This is a genomic window from Guyparkeria hydrothermalis, from assembly GCF_023555375.1.
Classification (GTDB): domain Bacteria; phylum Pseudomonadota; class Gammaproteobacteria; order Halothiobacillales; family Halothiobacillaceae; genus Guyparkeria; species Guyparkeria hydrothermalis.
Genome location: NZ_JAJSEE010000003.1, coordinates 151,856 through 176,929 on the forward strand (window position 1 = coordinate 151,856; position 25,074 = coordinate 176,929).

At 65.3% G+C, this 25,074-nt stretch carries 21 protein-coding genes and 3 tRNA genes; 17 read left to right on the top strand and 7 right to left on the bottom strand.

Translation table 11 applies throughout. The features are described 5' to 3' along the window. Positions 1–12: 12 nt before the first annotated feature. Positions 13–1,023, bottom strand: a complete 1,011-nt coding sequence (locus tag LV475_RS05635) for a virulence RhuM family protein (protein ID WP_250105904.1) — start codon at positions 1,021–1,023, stop codon at positions 13–15. Next, positions 1,020–3,782 (bottom strand): class I SAM-dependent DNA methyltransferase, encoded by a 2,763-nt coding sequence (locus LV475_RS05640; RefSeq protein WP_250105905.1) that lies wholly within the window; start codon positions 3,780–3,782, stop codon positions 1,020–1,022. Before LV475_RS05640 ends, LV475_RS05635 begins: the two co-directional genes overlap by 4 nt. A gap of 544 nt (positions 3,783–4,326) precedes the next feature. On the opposite strand from LV475_RS05640, the gene LV475_RS05645 reads away from it, so the two are divergent. The 4 genes from LV475_RS05645 (at position 4,327) to LV475_RS05660 (ending at position 8,899) form a co-directional block, all read left to right on the top strand. Then, positions 4,327–5,991 (top strand): diguanylate cyclase domain-containing protein, encoded by a 1,665-nt coding sequence (locus LV475_RS05645; RefSeq protein WP_250105906.1) that lies wholly within the window; start codon positions 4,327–4,329, stop codon positions 5,989–5,991. A gap of 20 nt (positions 5,992–6,011) precedes the next feature. Beyond that, entirely contained in the window at positions 6,012–7,097 is a 1,086-nt protein-coding gene (gene dinB / locus LV475_RS05650; protein WP_136866822.1) for a DNA polymerase IV, read from the top strand. 63 nt (positions 7,098–7,160) lie between these two features. Then, positions 7,161–7,907, top strand: a complete 747-nt coding sequence (locus LV475_RS05655; protein WP_136866821.1) for a ZIP family metal transporter — start codon at positions 7,161–7,163, stop codon at positions 7,905–7,907. Positions 7,908–8,140: 233 nt separating this feature from the next. Beyond that, positions 8,141–8,899, top strand: a complete 759-nt coding sequence (locus LV475_RS05660) for a tetratricopeptide repeat protein (RefSeq protein WP_136866820.1) — start codon at positions 8,141–8,143, stop codon at positions 8,897–8,899. 81 nt (positions 8,900–8,980) lie between these two features. On the opposite strand, the gene cls is transcribed toward LV475_RS05660, so the two are convergent. Together cls and LV475_RS05670 are read right to left on the bottom strand one after the other, a co-directional pair. Further along, positions 8,981–10,411, bottom strand: coding sequence for a cardiolipin synthase (cls, locus tag LV475_RS05665; protein WP_250105907.1), 1,431 nt, complete (start codon positions 10,409–10,411; stop codon positions 8,981–8,983). Continuing rightward, complete coding sequence (locus tag LV475_RS05670; protein WP_250105908.1) at positions 10,411–11,271, bottom strand: SDR family NAD(P)-dependent oxidoreductase; 861 nt, start codon at positions 11,269–11,271, stop codon at positions 10,411–10,413. Before LV475_RS05670 ends, cls begins: the two co-directional genes overlap by 1 nt. A gap of 109 nt (positions 11,272–11,380) precedes the next feature. Between LV475_RS05670 and LV475_RS05675 the strand changes: the two genes are divergently transcribed. From LV475_RS05675 to LV475_RS05730, 12 genes are all read left to right on the top strand, one after another. Continuing rightward, positions 11,381–12,049: a Bax inhibitor-1/YccA family protein gene (locus LV475_RS05675; RefSeq protein ID WP_250105909.1), complete on the top strand. Its 669-nt coding sequence runs from the start codon at positions 11,381–11,383 to the stop codon at positions 12,047–12,049. Positions 12,050–12,168: 119 nt separating this feature from the next. Beyond that, positions 12,169–12,357, top strand: a complete 189-nt coding sequence (locus tag LV475_RS05680) for a hypothetical protein (RefSeq protein ID WP_136866817.1) — start codon at positions 12,169–12,171, stop codon at positions 12,355–12,357. 174 nt (positions 12,358–12,531) lie between these two features. Beyond that, on the top strand, positions 12,532–14,541 hold the full coding sequence (locus LV475_RS05685) for a methyl-accepting chemotaxis protein (protein ID WP_250105910.1): 2,010 nt from the start codon (positions 12,532–12,534) through the stop codon (positions 14,539–14,541). Positions 14,542–14,702: 161 nt separating this feature from the next. Further along, positions 14,703–15,179 (top strand): DUF3429 domain-containing protein, encoded by a 477-nt coding sequence (locus tag LV475_RS05690; RefSeq protein ID WP_136866815.1) that lies wholly within the window; start codon positions 14,703–14,705, stop codon positions 15,177–15,179. Then, positions 15,176–15,922: a DUF502 domain-containing protein gene (locus tag LV475_RS05695; protein WP_250105911.1), complete on the top strand. Its 747-nt coding sequence runs from the start codon at positions 15,176–15,178 to the stop codon at positions 15,920–15,922. The genes LV475_RS05690 and LV475_RS05695 overlap by 4 nt, the downstream gene beginning before the upstream one ends. An 83-nt stretch (positions 15,923–16,005) precedes the next feature. Then, positions 16,006–17,799, top strand: a complete 1,794-nt coding sequence (gene aspS, locus LV475_RS05700; protein ID WP_250105912.1) for an aspartate--tRNA ligase — start codon at positions 16,006–16,008, stop codon at positions 17,797–17,799. A gap of 112 nt (positions 17,800–17,911) precedes the next feature. After that, entirely contained in the window at positions 17,912–19,018 is a 1,107-nt protein-coding gene (gene nadA, locus LV475_RS05705) for a quinolinate synthase NadA (RefSeq protein WP_136866813.1), read from the top strand. Positions 19,019–19,261: 243 nt separating this feature from the next. Continuing rightward, positions 19,262–19,711: a DsrE family protein gene (locus tag LV475_RS05710; RefSeq protein ID WP_136866812.1), complete on the top strand. Its 450-nt coding sequence runs from the start codon at positions 19,262–19,264 to the stop codon at positions 19,709–19,711. A 235-nt stretch (positions 19,712–19,946) separates the two neighbouring features. Next, the gene (locus LV475_RS05715) at positions 19,947–21,818 is read left to right on the top strand and encodes a cation:proton antiporter (RefSeq protein ID WP_136866811.1); all 1,872 of its coding nucleotides are present in this window, start codon (positions 19,947–19,949) and stop codon (positions 21,816–21,818) included. A gap of 157 nt (positions 21,819–21,975) precedes the next feature. Continuing rightward, positions 21,976–22,051, top strand: a tRNA-Gly gene (locus LV475_RS05720). Positions 22,052–22,053: 2 nt separating this feature from the next. Continuing rightward, positions 22,054–22,129: transfer RNA gene (locus LV475_RS05725), tRNA-Val, on the top strand. 12 nt (positions 22,130–22,141) lie between these two features. Then, a tRNA-Asp gene (locus LV475_RS05730) sits at positions 22,142–22,218 on the top strand. Positions 22,219–22,289: 71 nt separating this feature from the next. On the opposite strand, the gene LV475_RS05735 is transcribed toward LV475_RS05730, so the two are convergent. Further along, positions 22,290–23,048, bottom strand: coding sequence for a spermidine synthase (locus LV475_RS05735; protein ID WP_250105913.1), 759 nt, complete (start codon positions 23,046–23,048; stop codon positions 22,290–22,292). 417 nt (positions 23,049–23,465) lie between these two features. Between LV475_RS05735 and LV475_RS05740 the strand changes: the two genes are divergently transcribed. Further along, positions 23,466–24,458, top strand: a complete 993-nt coding sequence (locus tag LV475_RS05740) for a hypothetical protein (protein WP_136866809.1) — start codon at positions 23,466–23,468, stop codon at positions 24,456–24,458. A gap of 77 nt (positions 24,459–24,535) precedes the next feature. On the opposite strand, the gene LV475_RS05745 is transcribed toward LV475_RS05740, so the two are convergent. Both LV475_RS05745 and LV475_RS05750 read right to left on the bottom strand, forming a co-directional pair. Further along, a complete protein-coding gene (locus LV475_RS05745) occupies positions 24,536–24,781 on the bottom strand; it encodes a DUF1244 domain-containing protein (protein WP_197039273.1) in 246 nt (81 codons plus the stop codon). A gap of 50 nt (positions 24,782–24,831) precedes the next feature. Next, on the bottom strand, positions 24,832–25,056 hold the full coding sequence (locus LV475_RS05750; RefSeq protein WP_136866807.1) for a BolA/IbaG family iron-sulfur metabolism protein: 225 nt from the start codon (positions 25,054–25,056) through the stop codon (positions 24,832–24,834). Positions 25,057–25,074: the final 18 nt, after the last annotated feature.

Here is a 25,074-nt window from a genome sequence, read left to right on the forward strand (position 1 = left end):
GAGCGGTACCTGTTAGGACTTCTTGCCCTTGTGTCTGAGTTCTTTTTCCAGTTGTTCGATCTCTTTCAGATCAGCGGCATCGGCTGCCGCCGCCTCTGCGATACGCCGTTGCTGGTCGAAAGCCTCATAACGTTCACGAACGATTTTTTCCATGTTCTCTCGGCTCACTGAGCCCGCACCTTTAAGGATCGGTTGGTCGTTGAAGTCCAACATTTTGTCGACGTTGTTGCGCCAGAAATCGAGGGTCAGCTTTTGCTTCTGCTTGACTCGTAACTCGGCCTGCTCGAGGAAGATCACCACAAGCCGGTTGAGTGTGTCGATCTCGTCCGCACTCAGGTAATTCTTGGCGACGATGACATCCTGCTTGCGCACTCGCGCCCCACTCCAATTGGTCAAGGCCATATTGGGCTGGCTAGGGTCTGAACGCTTCACAATTAGCTCTGCAGCGGTGTGGCCCGTGGTGGCGTAGAGCAGCTTGTTTTGTACCTCGGCAAAGAACTGAGCGGTCTCTTTTTCGCGAGCTGTGTAGTCAGAGCTCAGAGCGAACAGGTCACGGACTTTCTGGTAGAAGCGCTTCTCAGAAGCCCGGATGTCCCGGATGCGCTCCAGTAGCTCGTCAAAGTAGTCCCAACCCCCAGCGTTTTTCAGTCGCTCGTCATCAATCACGAAACCCTTGAGCAGGAACTCCTTGAGGTGAGTGCTCGCCCATTGCCGGAACTGCGCGCCTCGTGGCGAACGCACCCGGTAGCCGATGGCAAGGATCAGGTCCAGGTTGTAGTAACTGATCCGTCGCTTCACCTGACGTTCGCCTTCAGCTTGAACTGTCAAGGATTCCTTGACAGTTGCCTCTGGAGTTAACTCTTTGTCCTCAAATATGTTTTTCGCGTGAAGGGATATGTTCTGCTTGGTGGTCTGGAAAAGCTCGGCGATTTCCAACTGGCTCAACCAGATGCTGTCAGACTCCGCTCGGAGGTGGAGCTCGGTTTGGCCATCCTCCGTGGTGTAAAGGATTAGTTCACTCATGCCTTGGCCTTCCCCGTATTGTTCTCCTCGGCCGTCATTTCTGTGTACAGCTCGAACAGCTTTTCCAGCCGCTCGGTGTCGTTCTTGAAGCGCCGACCTATGTAGATTCGCTCCAGTACTTCGTCGTTTCGCTCATGTGCCTCGCGCAGGTCGGCTGGCATTTTTTCCGGATCGTAGAGATCGGCAATGGTGGCAGGGAAGTGGGCTTCCCTTGCCAGTAGTATGTTTTCTGCACAGCGAGTCAGGTCAGCCTTATTTTTCTCAGTCAAAGTGGGAAGAGGGAAAGTGTTCCAGCCAAGAGTGTTGGAGTAAGAAAAACGCATTTCCAAACGGACGCAGACCGTGCCAATCCATATCCAATGCATGCGAGAGGCGATCAAGGCCATGTTCCAAAGAGGGGCGTCGTAGAGAGCGAAGTTTCTGTCGCCGATAATCGCTCCGGCGGAAAGATAGTCCACTGGAAGAAATGGGCGGTTCTCGGAGCTAACGCGGGGCGTGACAATCACCGATGATTTAGCGCTGCGAGGCGTCTTAAATTGATGGGGGCGTGCAGCAAGACTGCGAGCGTACGCGTCCTTGCTTTTTAGGCGAGCTTGCCGGACTTTTTCAATCTGCGCTCTAAGCGACGGAATAGAGCGCGCTTCTTCGAGTTGTTCGTCTTCTATCCAAAGGCAATTCCGCGGCTCTCCTTTGATTAGCTCTTTAGATCCGATGAATCTTTTTATGAATTTGGATTTTTGTTCTTTCGTTAAGCCAAGGTCTTCGACTTCGGTTGGAGTCAAAGTCAGGTGGCCGCCGTCGTCCGCTTTGTTTCCGAAATCCATAATCCCAACTTCGGTTAGTGGCTTCATGGCTTTTTCGACAATTACGTTATCGCCCGAGATGAGGTAGGGGTTAATGTTGTCGGCGTTTTTCCGGACGGTTTTTCCTTCTGAGTCTTCGCTGAATATAGCTGCCTGGCGATTTGTTCTTGCTATTCCAATGATCACAACCGTGACCCCTGCGTTATAACTCGCAAGGTTGGCCCACTTGAAGCTTCTGTGGGCAAATGCGATTCTGTGGCCTGTCCCAAGAATAAGGGGCCATAAAAAAGAAACTTGTTGGCCTTGGCTAATCGAGTTAGTCGCCACGAAAGCTGAGACTGTCGGTGTGTGTAGTCCATAGTCGGCGGCCTTCATAAGCCAACCAGCAACATAATCGAGCGTTTTCCACGTTTTTGTGCGCCCTTCAAAAATTCGGCGCAAGTCGTCTTTCTGCTCTGCTGACTGCCACGTCGAGCCCAAATAAGGCGGGTTGCCACAAATATATGTCTCCCCACCTTCGTTCTCGAAGTTGATCTCGGCCTGATCCAGTGGAGAACCAAACAGATCATCCGCATGGAGCTTTACCGCCGTTCCTGCGGGCGGACATATGCCAAGCCAATTCAGTCTCAGGGCGTTACCGCATACAATCCAGTTATCCGAACTAAGGGGGAGAAACTCGGCTAAAGCGAGCCTTTTCCCGCGGTAATGCAGGTCGCATTGGTATTCGGCAATGATTAGGGCCAGCCGAGCGATCTCAGCTGAGAAATCCCGCAGCTCAATGCCGCGAAAGTTGGTCAGAGGAATTTCGGTAGGACGGTTTATCTCTCCCCGGCGTTTGTTTATCTCTGCTTCTATGGCGCGCATTTGTTTGTAAGCGATAACCAGGAAGTTTCCACTGCCACACGCTGGGTCGAAGACGCGAATTCTGGCCATGCGGTTGCGCAGGTTGAGTAGTTTTCTAGAGTTGTCGCCGGCTTCTGAAAGCTGTTTGCTTAAGTCATCTAGGAATAACGGATTCAGAACTTTTAGGATGTTGGGCACGCTCGTGTAATGCATGCCCAGAGTGCCGCGCTCGTCATCGTCCGCGACTGCCTGGATCATCGAACCGAAGATGTCGGGGTTGATCTGGGTCCAGTCCAGGCTTCCGATATGCAATAGGTAGGCGCGCGCAATCTTGCTGAAGCGTGGCACCTTCAGACTGCCCGAAAAAAGCCCGCCATTCACATAGGGGAAGCCGTCCGCCCAGCGAGGGATGCCGGCTGCCGACCGCTCTGCCTGCTTGATGTTCATGGCGCGGAAGATTTCGCTGATCACCTCATGGGTGTTGGCGGAATCTCGTGCGCTCATCTGCGCAATGGTGTCGGTAAACAGGCCGCTGCCTTCGAAGATATCGGTGTCTTCGGCGAAGAAACAGAAGATCAGCCGCGCCATGAAATGGTTCATTTCATGGCGCTGTGCTTCTGTGCTCCACTCCGGATTGTCATTGAGTAGTTCGACATACAAACGGTTGAGCCGGCTGGTGGCGCGAATATCAAAGGAACTGTCGCGCACCTGTTTGACGGTACTGATGCCGGCGAGGGGTAGGAAGAAGCCGAAGTGATCCGGGAAGTTCTCGTATGCGCAGGCGGCGGTCTCGCCTGTCTGGAGATCTTCTGCCTCAAAGTCTTCGCCGTCGGTGGCCAGGACGTAACGCACTTTGTAGCGTGCCGTGGCTGGGCTGTCTTTGAGCGCGGTTAGTGTTTCGTTGACGGCGCCTGTGTCTGCGACGGCGATATGGATATTGTTGGTTTGTAGCACCCCGCCAAGGTCAGACTTGTTGGTGCTCCCCGATCTCAGGCGCTTAATTGTGGTCGCCTTGTTCCCAAAGGCTTCCAGAAAAGCGTATGGGAACTCGTTTGAGTCGAAAGGTTTAGAGGCCAGGTCTGTGATGGCCGATTCGATCTCTACTGCGTTCATTGTGTCTGCTGTCTTGTCGCGGAAGTGGTGCACACGTCGTGCGTGCTCGCCTTGACTACTTTGTGTCTCGCGGTGGCGTCCATAGAAGAACGGTCACTGTTGACATGTCGCGCCCAGTCCCTGGGTGGCTTAGGCTGGAACTGTACCTGAGACGACGCATTGCCATCGCCGGATAGCCGATATTCGAGCGTGGACTCAGTCCGCCTAGTAGTTTAACCAGGCTTGCTAAACCGGCGAGGCGTGCCTGTTCGGTGCGAGGCGGGTCGTCGAAAAATGGGTCGGCAGTCGTCGTGGTCGTGGGGGACAATCGAGGGGACAGGTTCGAGGGGGTGATAGGGAAAGCGAGTAAAAACAATAAGACACGGGGGCATTTCAGGGGGCTCTCTGGCCACCACAGTTTTCCGTCAAACCCCCGATCCCCGGATCGGGGGTTTTTCGTTGCGGGTATCGGGCACCGTTCCCGCGCCGTGTTTTGTCCCCCCGTGGTTGGCCGCATACTGCCCATACTCGGCACATCCAGTGCGGGCGGATAATGAGGGCAGCAATGCCGCAAGATTCCTACCAGGCCTGTTTCGAGCAGTCTCAGGACGTGCTCTTCGTGATCGGGCGTCGGGCCGACGGCGATTTCGTCTATCGCGAAGTCAACGCCGCCCTGTTGCGTGACACCGGGCTTTCCCGCGAACAGATCGTGGGCAAGACGCCGCGCGAGCTGCTGCCCGTCGATCAGGCCGCGCCTCTCGAGGCCGTGTACGCCGGGTGTTTCGCCAGCGGCGAGCCGGCCCTGATCGAATCGATCCTCGATGTGCCCAGCGGCAGTCGCAGCTGGCAGGTCCAGTTGAGTCCGTTGCGCGACGGGCGTGGCGAGGTGATCGAACTGCTCGGCTCGGCCCGGGATATCACCTGGAGTCGCGACTTCGCCCAGCAGCTGCAGACGGTCGCGCCGCATCTGCCGGGCTTTGTCTACCAGCTGAGCTGGTCGGGCGGCGACGATTGGCGCTTTCTGTTCGTCGGCGAGCGCGTCGAGGTGATGTTCGGGGTCAGTCAGGCCGAGGTGCTTGCCGATGCGGGCGCCCTGCTCGATCGAATCCACCCGGAGGACTACGAGCGGGTCATCGGCGAAAGCATCGCCCACGGCGAGTCGCTGACGCCCTGGCAGGGGGAATTTCGCATGCGGCATCGTGACGGAAGCCTGCGCTGGGTCGAGGCCAACGACCTGCCCCAGCGGCTGGCCGACGGCACGATCATCTGGACCGGCTACGTCAACGACATCTCCCGGCGCAAGGCGCTCGAGGCGGAGGTCTGGCGGAGCGAGACCCGCTTCCGCCAACTGGTCGAGAACGCCAACGACATCATCTACACCCTGACCCCCGACGGGGTGCTCAGCTACGTCTCTCCCAGTTGGGTCACGTCGCTCGGTCATGCCGTCGAGGACGTGGTGGGCACGCACATCCGCGATTACCTCCACCCGGACGACCTGCCGCGGTGTCTCGCGTTTCTCGAGGAGGTGCTGGGCAGTGGCGAGCCGCGCGGCGGCATCGAGTACCGGGTGCGCCACCGCGACGATGGCTGGCGCTGGCACACCAGCAACGCCGCGCCGCTGCGCGACGATGACGGCCAGGTCACCGCCTTTCTGGGCATCGCCCGCGACATCACCGAGCGCCGTGCCATGGAGGAGCGCATCCGTCATCTCGCCCAGCACGACGCGCTCACCGGCCTGCCCAACCGCGCGCTGTTCTTCGAGCATCTCGAGCAGGCATTGCGCCTGGCCGCGCGCCACGGCGAGAAGGAAGCCCTGCTGTTCATCGACCTCGACGAGTTCAAGCCCATCAACGATCGACTCGGCCATGCCGCGGGCGACGAGGTGCTGCTGACCACCGCCCGGCGGCTGCTGGCCGGCGTGCGCGAATCCGACCTGGTGGGGCGACTGGGCGGCGACGAGTTCGTCGTCCTCCTGCACGCCGTCGGCGACAGCGACGAGGCCCTGGCGGTCGCCGGGGCGCTCTGCCGGTCGCTGGCCGAGCCGATCGGGGTCGAGGGACAGACGGTGGCCGTCTCGGCGAGTATCGGCGTGACCCTCTACCCCGACCATGCGGTCACCGGCGATGACTTGGTGCGCGCGGCCGATCGGGCGATGTACCGCGCCAAGGCAGCCGGGCGTAACCGGGCCGAACTGGCTCAACGGGCCCAGCGGGCCGGACGGCCGCGCTGAGGCGGCGCGGGAAGACGGCGATGCGCAAGATCATCCACGTCGACATGGATGCCTTCTATGCCTCGGTCGAGCAGCGCGACCGGCCCGAGTTGCGCGGGCGGCCCGTGGTGGTCGGGGGGGACCCGGCCGGGCGAGGCGTGGTCGCGGCGGCGAGCTATGAGGCGCGTCGGTTCGGCATCCATTCGGCCATGCCGGCGGCGCGCGCGGCACGCGCCTGCCCGGAGGTGGTCTTCCTGCGGCCGCGCTTCGATGTCTACCGCGCGGTCTCGCGCCAGATCCACGAGGTATTCCGGCGCTACACCGAGCGGATCGAGCCGCTTTCGCTCGACGAGGCGTACCTCGACGTCAGCGACAGTCCGGCCTGTCGCGGATCGGCCACCCTGATGGCGCGCGAGATCAAGGCGGCGATACGCGAGACCACCGGGTTGGTCGCCTCGGCGGGCGTGTCCTACAACAAGTTTCTCGCCAAGCTCGCCTCCGACGTGGACAAGCCCGACGGGCTCTACCTGATCGACCCCGAGGCCGCGCCCGGATTCATCCAGGACCTGCCGGTGGGCGACTTTCACGGCGTTGGCCCGGCCACCGAGCGACGCATGAAGGCCCGCGGTATCCACACCGGCGGCGACCTGCGCCGCCACGAGCTGCACGAGCTGGTCGAATGGTTCGGCAAGGCCGGACGGCACTACTACCAGATCGCGCGCGGCATCGACGAGCGCCCCGTGCAGAGCCGGCGCGAGCGCAAGTCGCTCGGTCACGAGACCACCTATCCGAACGACCTGGTCGGCCGCGAGGCGGTCGAGGCGGCCCTGCCGCCGCTGGCCGAGCGCGTGGCCCGCGACCTGGCGGCGCGCGAGCTGGTCGCCTGCACGGTCACGCTCAAGGTGAAGTACGCGGATTTCGTCCAGATCACCCGCCGGCGCACCTTCACTCGACCGTTGTCGTCGGCGGGCGAGTTGCTGGGTGCCTTGCCGGGATTGCTCGATGACACCGAGGCCGGTCGCCGGCCGATTCGGCTGCTGGGTGTGACCTGTTCGGGGCTCGAGGCCCGGGAGGCGCAGCCGCTGGGGGAGCTGGATCTCGGTTGGCCGTCGGCGGGCTCAAGGTAATGCGTGGATTTAGGGCGGTCGACGATCTAGGGTCAACCGACATTCGCTCATCAGGGCCCGATCATGGTGCTTGAGGTCAGTCTGCTGACGGTCTTTATCGCCGCGTTGATCACGGCGCTGGCCACCGGGCTGGGCGCCATCCCGCTCGCGTTCGCCCGGCACGTGGACGAGCGTTGGCTCGCGGCCGGCGCGGCGATGGCGGCGGGCCTGATGCTGGCGGCCAGCCACAGCCTGGTTGCCGAGGGCAGCGCGATCGGTTCCTGGCGGACGCTCGCGGGGATGGCCTCGGGGCTGGTGCTGGTGGTGTTGGCCGATCGCTGGCTCGATCGGCACCACACCCCGGACGTCAGCGACCTGCAGGCGGCGGATGCCAAGAAGGCCCTGATGATCGTCGGCGTGATGACGATCCATTCCTTCGCCGAGGGCGTCGGCGTCGGGGTCTCCTACGGCGGTGGCGAGGAACTGGGAATGTTCATCACGGCGGCGATCGCCGTGCACAACATCCCGGAGGGGCTGGCGATCGCCCTGGTGCTGGTGCCGCGCGGCGTGCCGGTCTGGCAGGCGGCGGGCTGGGCGATCTTCTCCAGCCTGCCGCAGCCGTTGATGGCGATCCCGGCCTACCTGTTCGTGACCGCCTTCGAGCCCTTCCTGCCGATCGGCCTGGGTCTGGCGGCCGGGGCGATGATCTGGATGGTGTTCGCCGAGCTGCTGCCCGACGCCAACCGCGGGCTGTCGGCCGGGCGTGTGGGGACGGTGGTGGTGCTGTCGTTCATGGTGATGTTTGCCTTCCAGCTGGCGATCGCCCACTGACCTCGTTGCCGAGCCGCGTTCCATCACGATGTGCTGATGCGCGGATATGCGATTGCGGTGATATTTTTTCCTGCGAAATCAGTCACTCGGCGTGACATTTTGTGATTGAATTTCCACCTTTTCGTGGGCATGCTTAGTTGACGGAGCCGCTGCACGAATGCCATACCGCTCTGCGGGGTTCGGCATTCGTGCAGGGGTTCCCCAGGTATCGGAGCAGAACGAGGGCAGGGATCATGGAACGCATCAACACATTCGGCGCCGGCCGGCTGGCACGGGCGGTGGCCTTTTCGCTGGCGGCCGGCGGCCTCGCCGTGCCGCTGTCGGCGCAGGCGGCCGACGTCCCCGCGGCGGTCGCGCAGGATCTCTACGAGAACGGCGGGGTCGAGCACTGGCTCCCCAAGGCCGAGAAGGGCGACATCTTCGCCCAGTACGTGCTGGGTCACATGTACTGCAACGGCAAGATGGTCGAGACGAACCACGAGCTCGGCATGCGCTGGTATCGCGCGGCGGCCGATGCCGGCTTCGCCCCGAGCCAGCTGGCGGTCGGCACCATGTACTTCGAGGGCCAGGGCGTGGAGCGCGACCGGGCCAAGGCGCTCGAGTGGTTCGAGCGGGCCGCCGAGAAGGGTTACGCCCGGGCGCAGAGCAACCTCGCCGCACTCTACCTCGGCGAAGAGGGCGTCGAGCCGGACTACGACAAGGCCCTGCACTGGTACCGCGAGGCCGCCGCTCAGGGTCACACCGTGGCGCGCTACAACCTCGGCATGATGTACGCCCACGGCCTGGGTCTGGACGAGCCGGACTACGTGGCCGCCTACGGCCTATTGAGCCCGATGGTGGAAAACGGCCACCGGGCTGCCGACGAGCTGATGCAATCGTTCCTCGGCGAGATGGACGAGCAGGAGCTGGTCGCCGCGCGCGAGCTGTCGAAGGAGCTGCGCGCGCAGGATCGCATGCTGGTCGCTCTCGACCAGCGGGCCGCCAGCCGCTGATCACGCGGTCAGGCCTTCCGTAACGAACGGCGCCCGCCATCGGGCGCCGTTTTTCGTTGTGTCTGCCATCTTGGCGTGGGCTCAGAGCAGCGGGGAGGTCAGGCGGGCGAGGTTCTGCGCCAGGATGCGTCCCCGGCCGCGCGCCTGCCAGTCCTCCGGGGACAGCCGAGGGCAGTCGCGCCGGTAGCGTTCGATCTGGTCGGCCAGTCGCGCGGCCGTCTCGCTCGAATAGCACAACAGGCCGAACTCGGCGTTGATCAGCGAGGAGCGCACGTCGAGGTTGGCGCTGCCGACCAGCGAGATGCGGCCATCGCACAGGGTGACCTTGCTGTGCAGCAGCCGGGCTGGGTGGCGGCGGATGGTCACCCCGGCCTCGAGCAGCTCGTCGAAGTAGGATTCCTGCGCCAGCTGCACCAGCGGGTGGTCGAGCGACTCGGGCAGGATCAGCTCGCAGTGCACGCCGCGCCGGGCGGCGGCCTTGAGCGCATCGAGGGTGGATTCGTCCGGGACGAAGTACGGCGTCACGATCTCGACCCGCTCGGTGGCGGCGTGCAGCAGCCCGAGCAGCAGGCGCTGGAGCAGCGGCTCGGGGTATTCGGGCCCGCTCGGCAGCCCGACGCAGGATTCGTGCCCGGCGGTGACCGGTGTCGGGAAATAGCGTTCGGTGTCGAGCAGGAGGCCCGTCTCCAGGTACCAGTCGCCGGCGAAAATCGCCTGGAGTTCGAGCACGACCGGTCCCTCGATGCGCAGCATCAGGTCCTCGTAGCACTGGCCGCGGCGGAATTCCGGGTGCACCAGGTTCATCGAGCCGGCGTAGCCCACCTGCCCGTCGATCACCACCAGCTTGCGGTGATTGCGCAGGTCGAAACGGGCCGACTTGCGTGGCAGCTTGGAGCGCGGGAAGGCCCGGCCCACGGCGATGCCGCGGCGGGCAAGCCGTCGCAGTCCCCGCATGGTCTCCTTCGAGCCGAAGTCGTCGACGATCAGCCGCACCACCACGCCGCGGGCGGCCGCCCGTTCCAGGGCATCGAACACGGGGGCGGTGGCCCGGTCGACCGCCGCGATGTAGAAGGTCAGGTGGACGTGATCGGTCGCCCGGTCGATGCCGTCGACCAGTGCCGCGGCGAAGGCGTCCATCGAGTCGATCAGGCCGATGCGGTTGCCGTCGAACAGCGGGAACTGACGCCAGCGGCGCACCATCTGGTCCACCGCCGCGAAGCGCGCCGGCAGGTTGCCGCTGCCCTGCGGTTCGGCCCGTGACAGTCGCTCGGTGATCGGCCGCAGGGTCTGCGCGAGATGGGCGATCTTCTCGGCGCGGTCACGCGACAGGCGCGGCCGGCCCACCAGCAGGTACATGACCAGTCCGACGATCGGCAGGAAGAACAGCAGCAGCAACCAGGCGGTCGCGGCGGTGGGCGGCCGGCGCAACGGCACGATGAACAGGGCGGCGAGCCGGATCGTCCACTCGATCAGGACATAGAGCTGAGCGATGGGCGAGTCGAGCGCGTTCATCAGCGCTTGCCGCCCCCCGAGGCACGCGCCAGCACCCGGTCCATCGCGCGGGTAGTCAACAGGCGCTTGAGCACGGCGAACAGGTAGGTCGGCACCGTCACCGGGTAATGCGCCTTCGGCCGGCGCGACTCGATCGCGTGGATTACCCGCCGGACCACGGCCTCCGGCGGCAGGGTGAACGGTGCGGCCGGGCCGGGTTTCTTCAGTCGCTCGAGCTGGCGCTCGTAGGCCGCGCGGTGCACCGAGCGCTGCCAGTCGATGTTCGCCTCGAAGGCGCGCTGGGCATTGGCGCGAAAGCGCGAGGTGATCGGCCCGGGCTCGATCAGGGAAACGTCGATGCCGCTGCCGGCCAGCTCCAGGCGCATCGTGTCGCTCAGGCCCTCGAGGGCGAACTTCGAGGCGACGTAGGCCCCGCGGAAGGCCAGCGCGCTCACCCCCAGCACCGAGCTGTTCTGCACGATCCGACCGAAGCCCGCCTCGCGCATCGACGGGATGACGAGATTGGTCAGTTCGAGCGTACCCAGCAGGTTGGTCTCGAGCTGCGCGCGCAGGGTGTCGCGGCTCAGGTCCTCGACCGCGCCCGGCTGGCCGTAGGCGCCGTTGTTGAAAAGGGCCTCGATCGGCCCGCCGGCTGCCTCGACCGCCGCGGTATGCCCGGCGCGAATCGACTCGGGGTCATCCAGGTCCAGCACCACGGCCGGGATGTGGGCGTGCGGCCAGTCGGCCACGTCGGCCGGGGCGCGCAGGCTGGCGACCACCTGATGCCCTCGCTCGGCGAGCATCTCGGCGGCCCGCCGGCCGATGCCGGACGAGCAGCCGGTGATCAGGACGCGGCGGGCATGGATGGCGTGGTCGGACACGGAACACTCCTTCGGGTCAGGACGGACGGGCGATTGCGCCTGAGTTCATAGCACTTATACTCCGGGTTCAATCCGAATCACATGATTACCAGAGACGAGGTGAGGTTGCATGGCATTCGAGAATCAGGCCACCGTCCAGACGGGGGTCTCCCAGCTCGAGACCCACAAGGTCATCCGCAACACCTACATGATGCTGTCGCTGACGCTGCTGTTCTCGGCGCTGATGGCGACGGTCTCCCTGCTCGCCGGCGTGCCCGGCTGGACCTCCCTGCTCACCCTGGGCGGCGCACTGGTGCTGGTCTGGTTCGTCCTGCCGCGCACGGCCCACTCGGCCGCCGGCCTCGGGGTGGTGTTCGCCATCACCGGGTTGCTGGGCTTCGGGCTGGGGCCGATGCTGAGCCATTACCTGGCCCTGCCCAACGGCGGGCAGATCGTGATGACTGCCCTGGGCGGCACCGGCGCGATCTTCCTCGGCCTGTCTGGCTACGCGCTGGTCTCGCGCCGTGACTTCTCCTTCATGGGCGGCTTTCTCGTGGTCGGCCTGGTGGTGGTGCTCGCGGCCATGCTGGGCAACATCTTCCTCGAGATCCCGGCGCTGTCGATGGCGATCTCCGCGGCGGTCGTGCTGCTGATGAGCGGCTTTATCCTCTACGACACCGGCCAGATGGTGAACGGCGGCGAGGACAACTACCTGCTGCTGACCGTCAGCCTGTACCTGAACATCTTCAACCTGTTCGTGCACCTGCTCAGCCTGCTGGGGATGAACCAGAACGATTGATGCCGGTGATCGCTTCTCGGCCCGACCGGGCCGGGGAGGCCGGCGAACCGGGCCCCTTGTCACCGCAAGGGGCCTTCTTTGTATGCGTCGACAGGCGTCGGGGCGTGAAGGAGGGCGCAATGGATCTCTGGATGAAGATCGGCATGGCGGTACTGCTGGGCGCCGTGCTGCTGTTCCTGCTGCCGCGGGTCAAGCCGATGATGGCGGCCAGCCGGAAGGGTTCGCGCGAGGAATGGCTGGGGGTGGCATTGATCCTGCTTGCCGTGGCCGGGTTCGTGGCGTTCCTGATGAATGCCGTGGGCAGTTGACGGGATTTTGTCGCCATCTTGTCGACGTTGGGGTGCCCCGGGGACAAGGGCGTGGATGACGCCGGTCAACTCGGGCTTCAAGTTTTCGCCCCCCAGGTCGATAACCCGGCTTGCCCACAAGAAACGCGCGGGTATTAGCCCGACCTGATAAAGGCACGAGGGCAGGAGGAGCAGATGCTAGGTTGGTTGAATCGTTTCAGTTTGTCGCAGAAGAACCTGCTGGGGTTCGGGTTGATCCTGGCCCTGATGGTCGCGATTGCCGTGCTCACCATGGTGAACATGAGCAAGGTGGCCCACGAGGTCGAGGAAGTGGTCGAGCGTGGCCAGCCAGCCGCCTTCGCCGCCGACACCATCCGCATCCAGGTCGAACGCGGGGTCGGGGCGCTGGGCTTCTACCTGCAGAGCCACCGCGACGAGGACCTCGCCCGCTTCCGTGACGCGCTGGAAAAGGTCGAGGCCGCGCGGGCCGAACTGGCGCGCTACCGCGACAACGCCGGCGGCACCCTCGACGAGCAGATCGACCGCTTCACGACCACGGCCGAGAAGATCATCGCCATCTCCGGCGACGAGGCGGCCAACAACCCCGGCATGCAGTACGCCAACCAGCACGCCAACCCCTTGCAGCGTGAGATCTCGGGGCTGCTCGGCCAGCTGCTCAACGCCGAGGAGAACGCCGATGCCAGCCGCTACTCGCGTCGTCGGCTGGTGATCGACCTCGCCCGCCTGCAGGGCGACTGGGGCAATGTGGTCGCCGGCCTGCGCGGCTTTATCTCCTTCCGCTCACCGGCCCTGCGCGAGAACTTCAACCTCTACGCCAACCAGGTGCTCGAGCGCGCGCAGAAGATCGCCGAGGAGTACGACTACCTGCTGACCTTCGAGCAGCTCGATGCCGTCGAGCAGCTCAACGAGAAACTGCCGCAGTTCATCGAGGCGGCCGATCGCGCCTTCGACATCCACGCCTCCGAGAAGTGGCGCATGGACGCCTACCTGGTGCGCACCGAGCTCACCCCGGTGTTCAAGGAGATCGAGCAGAGCGTCGAGTCGATCGTCGAGCGCGAGCGCGGCCAGATCGCCGAGCGCTCCCGGAGCCTGATGGCGGCGCTGGAGTCGACCAGCAACTGGCAGATCGGCTCGGTGATCGCCGGGATCCTGGTCGTCGGCCTGCTGGCCTGGCTGTCGGTGCTGACCATCTCCCGGCCCCTGCAGCACATCGCCGGTCGCATGCGCGACATTGCCGAGGGCGACGGCGACCTGACCCAGCGACTGCCGGCCGAGGGCAACGACGAGATCGCTCAGGTGGGCGCGGCGTTCAACACCTTCGCCGACACCGCGCAGAACCTGGTGCGCGAAGTGGCCCGTTCCTCCGAGGCCATGTCCGAGGCCTCCGAGAGCCTCGAGCGCGCCTCGCGGCGCGGTCGGGAAGGGGCCAAGCGTGAAGAGTCGGCCATCGACTCGCTGATGACGGGCATGGGTCAGACCCTCGAGGCGGCCGAAGAGGTCGCCCGCGGGGCCGAGGAGGCGAGCTCCGCGGTCCAGCAGGCGAACCGCCAGTTGCACGATGGCCTGGGGCAGGTCAACGGCAGTGCCCGCAACGCCGAGGAGCTCGACGAGGTGCTCACGCGTGCCGAGGGCATCGTCGCCAACCTGTCCGAGCAGTCGCAGTCGATCGGCAAGGTGCTGGATGTCATCGGCGCGATCGCCGAGCAGACCAACCTGCTGGCGCTCAACGCGGCGATCGAGGCGGCGCGTGCCGGCGAGCAGGGGCGCGGTTTCGCGGTCGTCGCCGAGGAAGTGCGCTCGCTGGCCAACCGCACCCAGGACTCGACCCGCGAGATCACCGACATCATCGCCCGCCTGCGCGAAGGCGCCTCCGAGGCGGTCGAGGCGATGACCACCGGCCGCGAGGTGAGCAACAAGAGCCTCGAGGCGGTCACCGAGGCCGATCGCATGCTCAACGAGATCGCCACCGCCTTCGAGCGGCTCGAGGACATGAGCACGCGCATCGCCGCGGCCGCCGAGGAGCAGACGGCCGTCTCCGGCGAGATGAAGACCAGCATCGAGCACATGAGCGAGACCACCAGCGACAATGCCCAGGCGGCGCAGGAAACCGCCGATGCCGGCGAGTCGGTGGCCCGCTACGCCCACGAGCTGTCGCGCCTGGTGCGCAAGTTCAACACGGGCTGACGCGCGGCGCGGACCGATGCTGGCAAACGCCCGGGCTCCCCGGGCGTTGTTGTTTGCGGAGCTCGGGCGACGACTTCGTTCCGGTCCGGGCTTGGGCGTAGAATGCGGACAGTCCCACGTGCCGCCCGGCATGACGACGGCCATCGGCCAAGGAGATCGGAATGCGCACTACCGCCTACCTGCTCGCGTTCGGCTTGTTGATCCCGTTCTGGGTCCTGTCGGCCCTGACCTGGGTGGCCACGCCGGCCTGGTCGGCCCACGCGCTCGATGCGCTGTCGGCCTACGCGGCGGTGATGCTGGGGTTTCTCGGCGCGATCCACTGGGGCGTCGTGCTGGCAACCACGCCGGCCGAGCGCGCCCTGCTGGTCGGCGATGCGCGCCACCGCCTGGGCTGGGGGGCGCTGCTGGTGCTGGCCGCCTGGGTGGCGGCGATGCTCCCCTGGGCGGTGCTGTCGCTTTCGCTGCTGTTCCTGCTGCTGGTGGTGTCCTGGCAGATCGATCGCCACTGGCTGGATAGCTTGCCGGTGGGCTGGTCCTACCAGCGTCTGCGCCAGTGGTTCACGCTGCTCGCCGCATTGGCGCTGCTGGCGGCCATCGCCTCCTGGCTCCGGCCGTTGCTCCCGGTGGGGGGCGCATGAGCGAGCGGTCGCCGGGGCAGGAGCAAGGGCCGGAGCCGGATGACAAGCCCGGCAAGGGCGGGCGCTTTGTCACCCTGCGTCGCTGGCTGATCGCCGGCATCCTGGTCTGGGCGCCGCTGGCGGTCACCTTCTGGGTGGTCAACGCCCTGATCTCCTTCATGGACAAGAGCATCGTGCTCCTGCCGGCGGCGTATCGGCCCGAGGCCCTGCTGGGCTTCGAACTGCCGGGCATGGGCGCGTTCTTCGCCGTGGTGATCGTGCTGCTGACCGGCGCGCTGGTGGCCAACATCCTCGGGCGCAGCCTGATCCACGCCTGGGAGCGGTTGCTAAACCGCATCCCGCTGGTGCGCAGCATCTACTCGGCCGTCAAGCAGGTGGTCGAGACCTTCGTCTCGCAGGACTCGCGCTCGTTTCGCGAGGTGGTGCTGGTCGAGTACCCGCGTCGCAACGCCTGGTCGATTGCCTTCGTCTCGGGCGAGCCGATCGGCGAGGTGCAGGACCGTACCGAGGAGCACCTGGTGACGCTGTTCGTGCCCACCGCGCCCAATCCCACCTCGGGATTCGTGATCATGGTGCCGCGCTCGGAGCTGATCGAGCTTCACATGACCGTCGAGGAGGGCTTTCGCATGGTGGTCTCGCTGGGCGTGGTCGTCCCACCGCGGCGGGATGGCAACGGGCGCGTGCTCGATACCGCGCCGCCCGAGCCGTACCTGGGCCGGACGGATTCACGCGACGAGGGTTGATCCGACCGGCGGCGCTCGAAAAATCCCGCCGCTGGCGCTACCATAGCGGGCTTTTCACCATGACGGGTTTGATGACAATGCCGATGCGGACACACACCTGCGGACAAGTCGACCAGGCGCTGCTCGACCAGGAAATCGAGCTGGTCGGATGGGTCAACCGGCGCCGTGACCACGGCGGCGTGATCTTCGTCGACCTGCGCGACCGGGACGGCCTGGTGCAGGTGGTGTTCGATCCGGACGACCCCGAGATGTTCGCGGTTGCCGAGACGCTGCGCAACGAGTTCGTCATCCAGGTGCGCGGCCGGGTGCGCAACCGCCCCGAGGGCACCGAGAACCCCAACATCCGCTCCGGCCAGATCGAGGTGCTCGGTCTGTCGCTGACCGTGCTCAACCGCGCCGAACCGCTGCCGTTCCAGCTCGACGACGAGCGGGTCTCCGAGGACGTGCGCCTGCGCTACCGCTACCTCGACCTGCGTCGCCCGGAGATGCTCGAGCGCCTGCGCCTGCGCCACCGCGTGACCAGCGCCATGCGCCGCTTCCTCGACGACGCCGGCTTCATCGACGTCGAGACCCCGGTGCTGACCAAGGCCACCCCGGAAGGCGCGCGCGACTACCTCGTGCCCTCGCGTACCCATCCGGGCGAGTTCTTTGCCCTGCCGCAGTCGCCGCAGCTGTTCAAGCAGCTGTTGATGGTGTCGGGGCTCGAGCGCTACTACCAGATCGTCAAGTGCTTCCGCGACGAGGACCTGCGCGCCGATCGCCAGCCCGAGTTCACCCAGCTCGACCTCGAGATGAGCTTCGCCGACGAGGCGACGGTGATGGGCCTGATCGAGAACATGATGCGTCACCTGTTCATCGAGGCGGTCGAGGTGGCACTGCCCGACCCGCTGCCGCGCCTGACCTGGCATGAGGCCATGCGCCGCTTCGGCTCCGACAAGCCCGACCTGCGTATCCCGCTGGAACTGGTCGACGTGGCGGACCTGGTCAAGGACGTCGACTTCAAGGTCTTCAGTGGCCCGGCCAACGACCCGCGCGGTCGCGTCGCTGCGCTGCACGTCCCGGGCGGCGGCAAGATGCCGCGCAGCCAGATCGACGACTACACCAAGTACGTCTCGATCTTCGGCGCCAAGGGCCTGGCCTACATCAAGGTCAATGACGCGGCCGCCGGGCGCGAGGGCCTGCAGTCGCCGATCCTGAAGTTCCTCACCGACGAGGCGGTCGCCGGCATCATGGAGCGCACCAATGCGGCCGACGGCGACCTGATCTTCTTCGGCGCCGACAAGGCCAAGATCGTCAACGAGGCACTGGGCGCCCTGCGTGTGCGCCTCGGTCACGATCTCGACCTGGTCGAGCACGGCTACCAGGCGCTGTGGGTGGTCGATTTCCCGATGTTCGAGTACGACGAGAAGGACGGCCGCCACTACGCGCTGCACCATCCGTTCACCGCGCCGCACCCCGAGGACGTCGACCAGCTCGAGTCCGACCCGGAGAACGTCCGCTCGCGCGCCTACGACTTCGTGCTGAACGGCTACGAGCTCGGCGGCGGTTCGGTGCGTATCCACGACCCGGCCCTGCAGCAGCGCGTGTTCGCCCAGCTCGGCATCGACGAGGACGAGGCCAACGAGAAGTTCGGCTTTCTGCTGGACGCGCTCAAGTTCGGCGCGCCGCCGATGGCCGGCGTCGCCTTCGGTCTCGATCGCATTGCCATGCTGATGAGCGGCGCGACCTCCATCCGCGACGTGATCGCCTTCCCCAAGACCCAGTCGGCGGCCTGCCTGTTGACCGACGCGCCCGGCGAGATCGATCCGGCCGCCCTGCGCGAGCTGTCGATCCGCGTGCGCCTGCCGCCCAAGGAGAACAAGGAAGGCAAGGGCTGAGCGACGTCCCGACCTTGCAATCGGTGCTGCCGTCCATAGTCATGGGTGGTAGTCGTGCCCTGTTCGTTGGCCGCCGGGGCGACCCGGCGCGCCGCCCTTTCCGGGAGGCCGTATGACCGCGAATGCCCAATCCGATCGCGCCGCGCGCGAGATCCCCGTCGCCCTCGAACCCGAGATCGCCCGCATCGCGCTGGCCTCCAAGCCGGCCGCCCCGGTGACCGCCGAGGAGCGCGAGGCCCTGCGGGCCGAGATCAAGGAGCTCTTGGCCGAGCAGAATGCGGTGCTGGTGGTCCATTACTACGTCGACGAGGACCTGCAGATCCTGGCCGACGAGACCGGCGGGCGGGTGTCCGACTCGCTCGACATGGCCGCCTTCGGCGCCGAGCACGAGGCACAGACGCTGGTGGTCTGTGGGGTGCGCTTCATGGGCGAGACCGCCAAGATCCTGAGCCCCGAGAAGCGCGTGCTGATGCCCGAGCTGCACGCCGAGTGCTCGCTGGACCTGGGTTGCCCGCCCGAGGAGTTCACCGCCTTCTGCGACGCGCATCCCGACCGCACCGTGGTGGTCTACGCCAACACCTCGGCCGAGGTGAAGGCGCGCGCCGACTGGGTGGTGACCAGTTCCAACGCGCTGGAGATCGTCACGCACTTGAAGGAGCGCGGCGAGAAGATCCTCTGGGCCCCGGATAAGCACCTGGGGCGCTACATCCGCGACAAGACCGGCGCGGACATGCTGCTGTGGGAAGGCTCCTGCGTGGTCCACGACGAGTTCCGCGCCGACGCGCTCGCCGAGCTCAAGGCAAAGCACCCGGAGGCCGCCATCCTGGTCCACCCGGAGTCACCCGAGGCGGTGGTCGAGATGGCCGATCGGGTGGGCTCGACCTCGCAGCTGATCAAGGCGGCGACCGAGCTGCCTAACGAGACGCTGATTGTCGCGACCGACCGCGGCATCTTCCACAAGATGGCCGAGGCCGCGCCGGGCAAGACCCTGATCGAGGCGCCCACCGGCGGGCGCTCGGCCACCTGCGTCTCCTGCGCGCACTGCCCCTGGATGGCCATGAACGGCCTGGTGAGCGTGCGCGATGCACTCAAGCACCCGCAAGACCACGAGATCACGGTCGACCCGGCGATCCGCGTCAAGGCGGTCGAGTCGATCCAGCGCATGCTCGATTTCTCTCGCCAGCAGGGCATCGTCACCCGCGGCAACAACGACGCCTGATCCGTCATCCCGTCGTCTTGCGAAAGGCCCGTCACCCGACGGGCCTTTTTTCGTTCGTGCCACGGATGGGCGGTGCATGCGAGTCTCCGTATCTAATTGTTTTCTAACGAAAGAGATCGCGAATATTCGCAACTGCTTTGATTTATCTTCATGCTCAGGCAATAAAAATTTTCGACTTCCACGCTCGGGTATTGGCGGCGTAGGGTGAGTTCACTGGTTTTGCACACGAAGGAGGAAAAAACCATGAAAAAGATGCTCACCATCCTGGCCCTGGTCATCGCCGCGCCGCTCGCGCTGCAGTCCAACGCCGTCCTGGCCGCCGATACCGAGAAGACCAAGAAGGTCGTCTATCACGTCAACAAGGCGGACATGAACACCATCAAGGCCGGCCTGCGTAACGTGACCAACCACATCAACTCGCCGTCGGGCCCCGAGACCCAGATCGAGATCGCCGTCCACGGCGGTGGTATTGCCATGCTGACCGAGGCGCGCATGGACCCGCAGCTGCAGGCCGCCATCGACAACGTCAAGGCCAACGGCGTCGAGATCAAGGTCTGCGCCAACACCCTGCGCGGCAAGGGCCTGGACGTCGAGGAAGACCTCTACGACACCCAGGAATCCGACATCGTACCGTCGGGCGTGGCGCACGTCGCGGACCGTCAGATGGAAGGCTGGGCCTACATCCATCCGTAAGCCTTCAGGTCGATCCCGCGCCCCGACCGGGGCGCGAGGGATTACCGGCCTTCCTTGCAACCCGGGGTTCGCCCCGGGTTTTTTCGTGGGTGAAAACCGTAAAGGCGGCAACCCGTCCGTGCGGGCGATTGACGGCCAGGAGAGACTGGGTGGCCTGTTGTCCCGAGCGCCGATGCATTCGCCGGCATTGGCGAATACCGTCTATCATGCGGGCTGATTCCCAACGAGCTTCTTGATGCACGACACGATTCTTCTCTCCCTGACCGCCATCGTGGTGCTGGGCATCGCGGCCCAGTGGCTCGCCTGGCGGGTCAAGGTGCCGGCGATCCTGTTCCTGTTGCTGATCGGTATCACGCTCGGACCGGCCTTTGGCCTGCTCGACCCCGACCAGTTGTTCGGTGACCTGCTGTTCCCGATCGTGTCGCTCGCAGTCGGCGTGATCCTGTTCGAGGGCAGCCTGACCCTGCGGTTTCGGGAAATACAGGGCGTCTCTTCGACAATCGTCCGCATGGTCTCGCTGGGGGCGGTGATCTCCTGGGGCGTGGCGGCCACCGCCGCGCACTGGTTTGTCGGGCTGGACTGGCCGATCGCCTTCCTGTTCGGGGCATTGGTGGTCGTGACGGGGCCGACGGTGATCGCGCCGTTGCTGCGCATCGTTCGCCCGAGCCCGCGGGTCAGCAAGATCCTGCGCTGGGAGGCGATCATCATCGATCCGATCGGTGCCCTGCTCGCCGTACTGGTCTACGAATTCATCGTGACCCAGTCGCAGACCGGGGCGGCGGGCCTTGGCGGCGTGGTACTGCCGTTCCTGGAGCTGGTCGGACTGGGTGTCGTGCTGGGTGTCGCGGGTGGCTGGCTGCTCGGCCAGTTGCTGGCGCGTCATGCCTTGCCGGACTACCTGATCAACGTGACCGTGCTGGCCGCCGTGTTGGCCGTTTTCACCGCCTCCAACGTGCTCGCCGAGGAATCCGGGTTGCTGGCGGTGACCGTGATGGGTATCTGGCTGGCCAACATGCGCGGCGTGCCGCTCGACGACATCCTGCATTTCAAGGAAACCCTGAGCATCCTGTTCATCTCCGGGTTGTTCATTCTGCTGGCGGCCCGCATCGATCCCGCCACCCTGAGTCAGGTGGGCTTCGGGGCGTTGCTGGTGCTTGCCGCGATCGTGTTCGTCGCCCAGCCGCTGAAGGTCTGGTTGTCGGCGATCGGTAGCGGGCTGAACTGGCGCGAGAAGACCATGATCGCCTGGATCGGGCCGCGCGGTATCGTCGCCGCGGCCGTTTCGGGCCTGTTTGCGCTCAAGCTGGTCGAGCAGGGACTCGAGGGTGCCGAGGTGATCGTGCCGCTGACCTTCATCATCATCGTCGGCACCGTGGTGTTGGCCTCGCTGACCGCCCGTCCGCTGGCCAGGGCCCTGGATATCGCGCTGCCGGAGGACCACGGCGTGCTGATCGTCGGGGCCAACCGCGTCACCCGCGAGATTGCCAAGGTGCTCAAGAAACACGGCTTTCGCGTCGTGATCGCCGATGGCAACTACAGCGAGATCCGCCAGGCGCGCATGGACGGGCTGGAGACCTACTATGGCAACCCGGTGTCCGAGGCGGCTGACCGCAAGCTCGACCTGGTGGGTATCGGGCAGATGTTCGCCATGTCCGCCCAGTCGGAGATCAACAACCTCGCCGCGGTGCGCTACCGCCACGAGTTCGGCCAGTCGAACGTCTTCGTGCTGCAGACCCCGCAGGAGGTGGCCGGCTCCGAGAACCAGCGCATCACCACGCAGTTCAACGCCCGCGGCCTGTTCGGTGAGGGGGTGTCGCTGGGGCACCTGTTCCGGCTGGTCGAGGCCGGCGCGGAGCTGTTCAGCACCCGCCTGACCGAGAACTTCGGCTACAGCGAATACCTGGTGCACTACGAGGGGCGCGGCGAACTGCTGTTCGGCATCACGCCCAACGGCAACCTGCGCCCGCTGAGTGACGAGCTGACCCAGCGACCGGGACCGGGCTGGACCTTGATCGGCCTGTACGAGCCCGCCCCCGACGCCGATCGGCCGGCCGCGCGCGAAGCGGGCGGTGCGCCGGCCGCCGGCGGTGAGCGGCTGCCCGGCTGAGGGATTTGTCGCCTGCGATCAAGGGGATGGCGTGAGCGCCGCGCGGCAGCGTGAAATTTTTTCGTCACCCGCGCCCAAGAGGGGTTGCGTCACGAATCCGGGTTTGTATAATGCGCGCTCTAGCAAACGCGGTCGAGCGATCGGTCGCGAGAGATGCGCGGGAATAGCTCAGCTGGTAGAGCACAACCTTGCCAAGGTTGGGGTCGCCGGTTCGAATCCGGTTTCCCGCTCCATCGGGTGGTTAGCTCAGTTGGTAGAGCGGAGCCCTTACAAGGCTTAGGTCGGGAGTTCGAGCCTCTCACCACCCACCATCATCTCTACAAGCAGCGGTAGTTCAGTTGGTTAGAATACCGGCCTGTCACGCCGGGGGTCGCGGGTTCGAGTCCCGTCCGCTGCGCCACATCCCGAAAGGCCCGCCTTCCACGGCGGGCCTTTCTTCGTTTGTGCCTCGCAAATCGTGCAGAGCTTCCCTTATCGACGCTGCCCGCGCAGCGGTTGCAGCCATTGCCAGGCCTGCCCCTGGGCGCGCCTCAGGGGCGCCGGTGCCGCGGTCAGCCGCTTGGCTCCGGCTTCCAGGTCCGCCGGCTGCCAGGCCTCGCGTCGATAGGTCATCACCGTGTTGAGTCGATCCGGGACGTGGGCGACGAGGGCATCCCGGTGGAAGTGGCTAGAGAACTGGCGATGGGCCTCGATCACGGCCGGCATGTGGTTGCGCCACAGGTTGAGGCAGACCATACCGCCGGGCGCGACTGCCTCGGCAAGGCGTTCGACCGCCCGGTCAGGCAGGCGGATCATGCCGTCCTGGTCGAACAGGTCGATCAGTACGACGTCGAGCGGTGCCGGAGGCTGCCAGTCGGGGGCGCTGACGTCGGCGAAGGACAATGCGAGTCGTGGTTGATCGAGTGCCAGCCCGAAGTGCCGCGAAGCCAGGGGGGCGAGCGCCGGGCGCAGATCCACGGCGTGGATGCTAGACTCGGTATGTTCGAGAAGAAACTTCGCCAGCACGCCGCCACCGAACCCCAGCACGCCGATGCGGGCGGGGTCGGGATGCAGCGCCACGGGCAGCATCATGGCCCGGTAATAGGCGAAGCAGAGTTGCTCCGGCTCGGCGGGGCGCCAGGCGGATTGCGAGGTGTGGTTGCCAAAGTGCAGTGCCACCTCGCCGCCCTGCTCGATCACCTCGATGGGGCCGTGCTCGTCGACCAGTCGTTCGAGTACCCGGAGCTTCATGCGAGAGGCGCCCGTGCGAACGTCGGGTTCGATTCGAGTGGAACTCGGTCCGCGGGATGCGGTCTGGCAGGGAAGGTCTGCACGAATCCGATACCGCTCTGCGCGTCTTGAGCCGGGCAGATGCAAGGCGCTCGTCCGCCGTGGAAGGGTGATTCCCTTTCCAAGGACGACAACGCAGCAGATGCCCGGCTCAAGGCGTGCCCGGCGGGGCTTGGCGAGTCGCCCGTGCTCCGCGTTGCGATGTCTTGACGTGGCCGCCGGCACGTCGGCGACATCGCGCCTTGATCACGAACGACTCGCCAAGCCAGAGTGGCATCGGATTCGTGCAGGCCTTCCCTAGGCGACAAGCACGTCAAATACAGGTAAGTCGAGGTATCGATGATGTGGACCTCCCTCTCAGTGGGACGAACGGCCGGCATGGCCATTATCGCGGGTCGGCTGGGTGACTGGTTGCGTGAGCGGATCGGCCGGCCGGTCGCGCGTCATGCAACACGCGTCGCGCGTCTCGCCGCGGGCGGGACCCTGCTGCTCGCCGCCGGCCTGGTCAATGCCACGAACCTCGAGGTGGGCGAGAAGGTGTTCGTGCCCATGTTCGAGCCCAATCCCGAGCTCGACGGCTACGCCGTGGGCTTCGTTGAGGAGTTGCACGACGATGGCACCGTGACGCTGCGCATCAACGAGGTCGAGACCGGCAAGGGCAAGACCCTGAGCGGCACCTGTCATCCCTCGGGCGGCACGCCGTTGTCGGGCGCGCGCATCGTCTCCGACGACCCGGATGCCCTCGAGGTCGAGCAGCGCCTGCCGGCCGACCAGGTGCTGACCTATCGCCGCGGCAGTCAACTCTACCTCGAGCGCGAGAACCTGAGTATCGCCTATCTCAAGTATCTCGGCAGCGGCATGGGCATGACGCCGGATCGTTTCGACGTTGCCATCCGCCGCGCCGAGAACGCCGGATTGCCGCGCATGGTCACGGCAATGGAAATCGGCAAGATGCAGGTCGAGTCCACCCAGGGCCGCGGTTTCCCGGTGCCGGCCTCGCGTGCCCTCGAGAAGGCCGCTCCGATGCTCGATGCGGTCGCCGCGAAACTCGAGTCGCACCCCGAGGCGGTGGAGACCGCCGCGCGCATGCTCGGCGGGACCACGCCGCAGCATCGGGACGACCCGCTGGCCGCGGTGATCGTGCGCCTGCACGAGATCCTCGACGAACAACTCGGTGAGCTCGAGCAGAAAAGCGCCGATCCGCGCGAGGTCTCGGGGTTCAGCGTCGATGAGCTGCTGGCCATCTACACCGGTTGGTTCCGCGTGATCACCGCCAACGATACCCAGCCGTTCCAGAACGCCGACGTGGCGTTCTACCGCGAGCGAGCGGCCGAGTCGCTTCAAAGCGGCGAGTGGCCGTCCCTGCTGTAACCGCGAGAGACTGGCCCCGGAACGAGAAAACGCCCGAGCGCGACAGCGCCGGGCGTTTTTCTTTGGGGCGTGGGGCGTTACTTCTGGTAGCGCGCCTTCCATTCCTCGTAGGGCATGCCGTAGACGTGCTCGCGGGCCTCGGCGTCCGGCAGATCGATGCCCTGCTTCTCCGCCTCCTCGCGCAACCAGCGCGACAGGCAGTTGCGGCAGAAGCCGGCCAGGTTCATCAGATCGATGTTCTGCACGTCGGTGCGTTCCTGCAGGTGGGCCACCAGTCGGCGGAAGGCGGCGGCCTCAAGCTGATCGCGGTTGCTGGAATCAATGGCCATGCGGGGTTCCTCAGGGGTATCGAGTGGCACGGGGCGTGACGGGCTCAGTTGTCCGGGGTGCGGGTGTCGAAGGTGACCGCGTGCAGTTCGCCCGATTCGAGCGCCGGCTTGAGGATGCGGTTGAGGATCTGGTGCTGCTGCAGCAGGGACTTGCCGACGAAGGCGCTGCTGGTCACGGCGATGCGGAAATTGCAGCCTTCCCCGTCGGGGCGCACGCGGGCGTCGGGCAGTTCGGCCTGGATCAGCTCGATGATCTCGTTGTCGGTCATCTGCGGAAGGTCCTCCGG

Coding starts and splice junctions, on each gene's coding strand:
- aspS (WP_250105912.1), top strand. CDS start 16,006: ATGCGGACACACACCTGCGGACAAGTCGACCAGGCGCTGCTCGACCAG.
- LV475_RS05690 (WP_136866815.1), top strand. CDS start 14,703: ATGCGCACTACCGCCTACCTGCTCGCGTTCGGCTTGTTGATCCCGTTC.
- LV475_RS05740 (WP_136866809.1), top strand. CDS start 23,466: ATGGCCATTATCGCGGGTCGGCTGGGTGACTGGTTGCGTGAGCGGATC.
- cls (WP_250105907.1), bottom strand. CDS start 10,411: ATGAACGCGCTCGACTCGCCCATCGCTCAGCTCTATGTCCTGATCGAG.
- LV475_RS05685 (WP_250105910.1), top strand. CDS start 12,532: ATGCTAGGTTGGTTGAATCGTTTCAGTTTGTCGCAGAAGAACCTGCTG.
- LV475_RS05640 (WP_250105905.1), bottom strand. CDS start 3,782: ATGAACGCAGTAGAGATCGAATCGGCCATCACAGACCTGGCCTCTAAA.
- LV475_RS05715 (WP_136866811.1), top strand. CDS start 19,947: ATGCACGACACGATTCTTCTCTCCCTGACCGCCATCGTGGTGCTGGGC.
- LV475_RS05655 (WP_136866821.1), top strand. CDS start 7,161: ATGGTGCTTGAGGTCAGTCTGCTGACGGTCTTTATCGCCGCGTTGATC.
- LV475_RS05680 (WP_136866817.1), top strand. CDS start 12,169: ATGGATCTCTGGATGAAGATCGGCATGGCGGTACTGCTGGGCGCCGTG.
- LV475_RS05635 (WP_250105904.1), bottom strand. CDS start 1,023: ATGAGTGAACTAATCCTTTACACCACGGAGGATGGCCAAACCGAGCTC.
- nadA (WP_136866813.1), top strand. CDS start 17,912: ATGACCGCGAATGCCCAATCCGATCGCGCCGCGCGCGAGATCCCCGTC.
- LV475_RS05735 (WP_250105913.1), bottom strand. CDS start 23,048: ATGAAGCTCCGGGTACTCGAACGACTGGTCGACGAGCACGGCCCCATC.
- LV475_RS05660 (WP_136866820.1), top strand. CDS start 8,141: ATGGAACGCATCAACACATTCGGCGCCGGCCGGCTGGCACGGGCGGTG.
- LV475_RS05710 (WP_136866812.1), top strand. CDS start 19,262: ATGAAAAAGATGCTCACCATCCTGGCCCTGGTCATCGCCGCGCCGCTC.
- LV475_RS05675 (WP_250105909.1), top strand. CDS start 11,381: ATGGCATTCGAGAATCAGGCCACCGTCCAGACGGGGGTCTCCCAGCTC.
- LV475_RS05645 (WP_250105906.1), top strand. CDS start 4,327: ATGCCGCAAGATTCCTACCAGGCCTGTTTCGAGCAGTCTCAGGACGTG.
- dinB (WP_136866822.1), top strand. CDS start 6,012: ATGCGCAAGATCATCCACGTCGACATGGATGCCTTCTATGCCTCGGTC.
- LV475_RS05695 (WP_250105911.1), top strand. CDS start 15,176: ATGAGCGAGCGGTCGCCGGGGCAGGAGCAAGGGCCGGAGCCGGATGAC.
- LV475_RS05750 (WP_136866807.1), bottom strand. CDS start 25,056: ATGACCGACAACGAGATCATCGAGCTGATCCAGGCCGAACTGCCCGAC.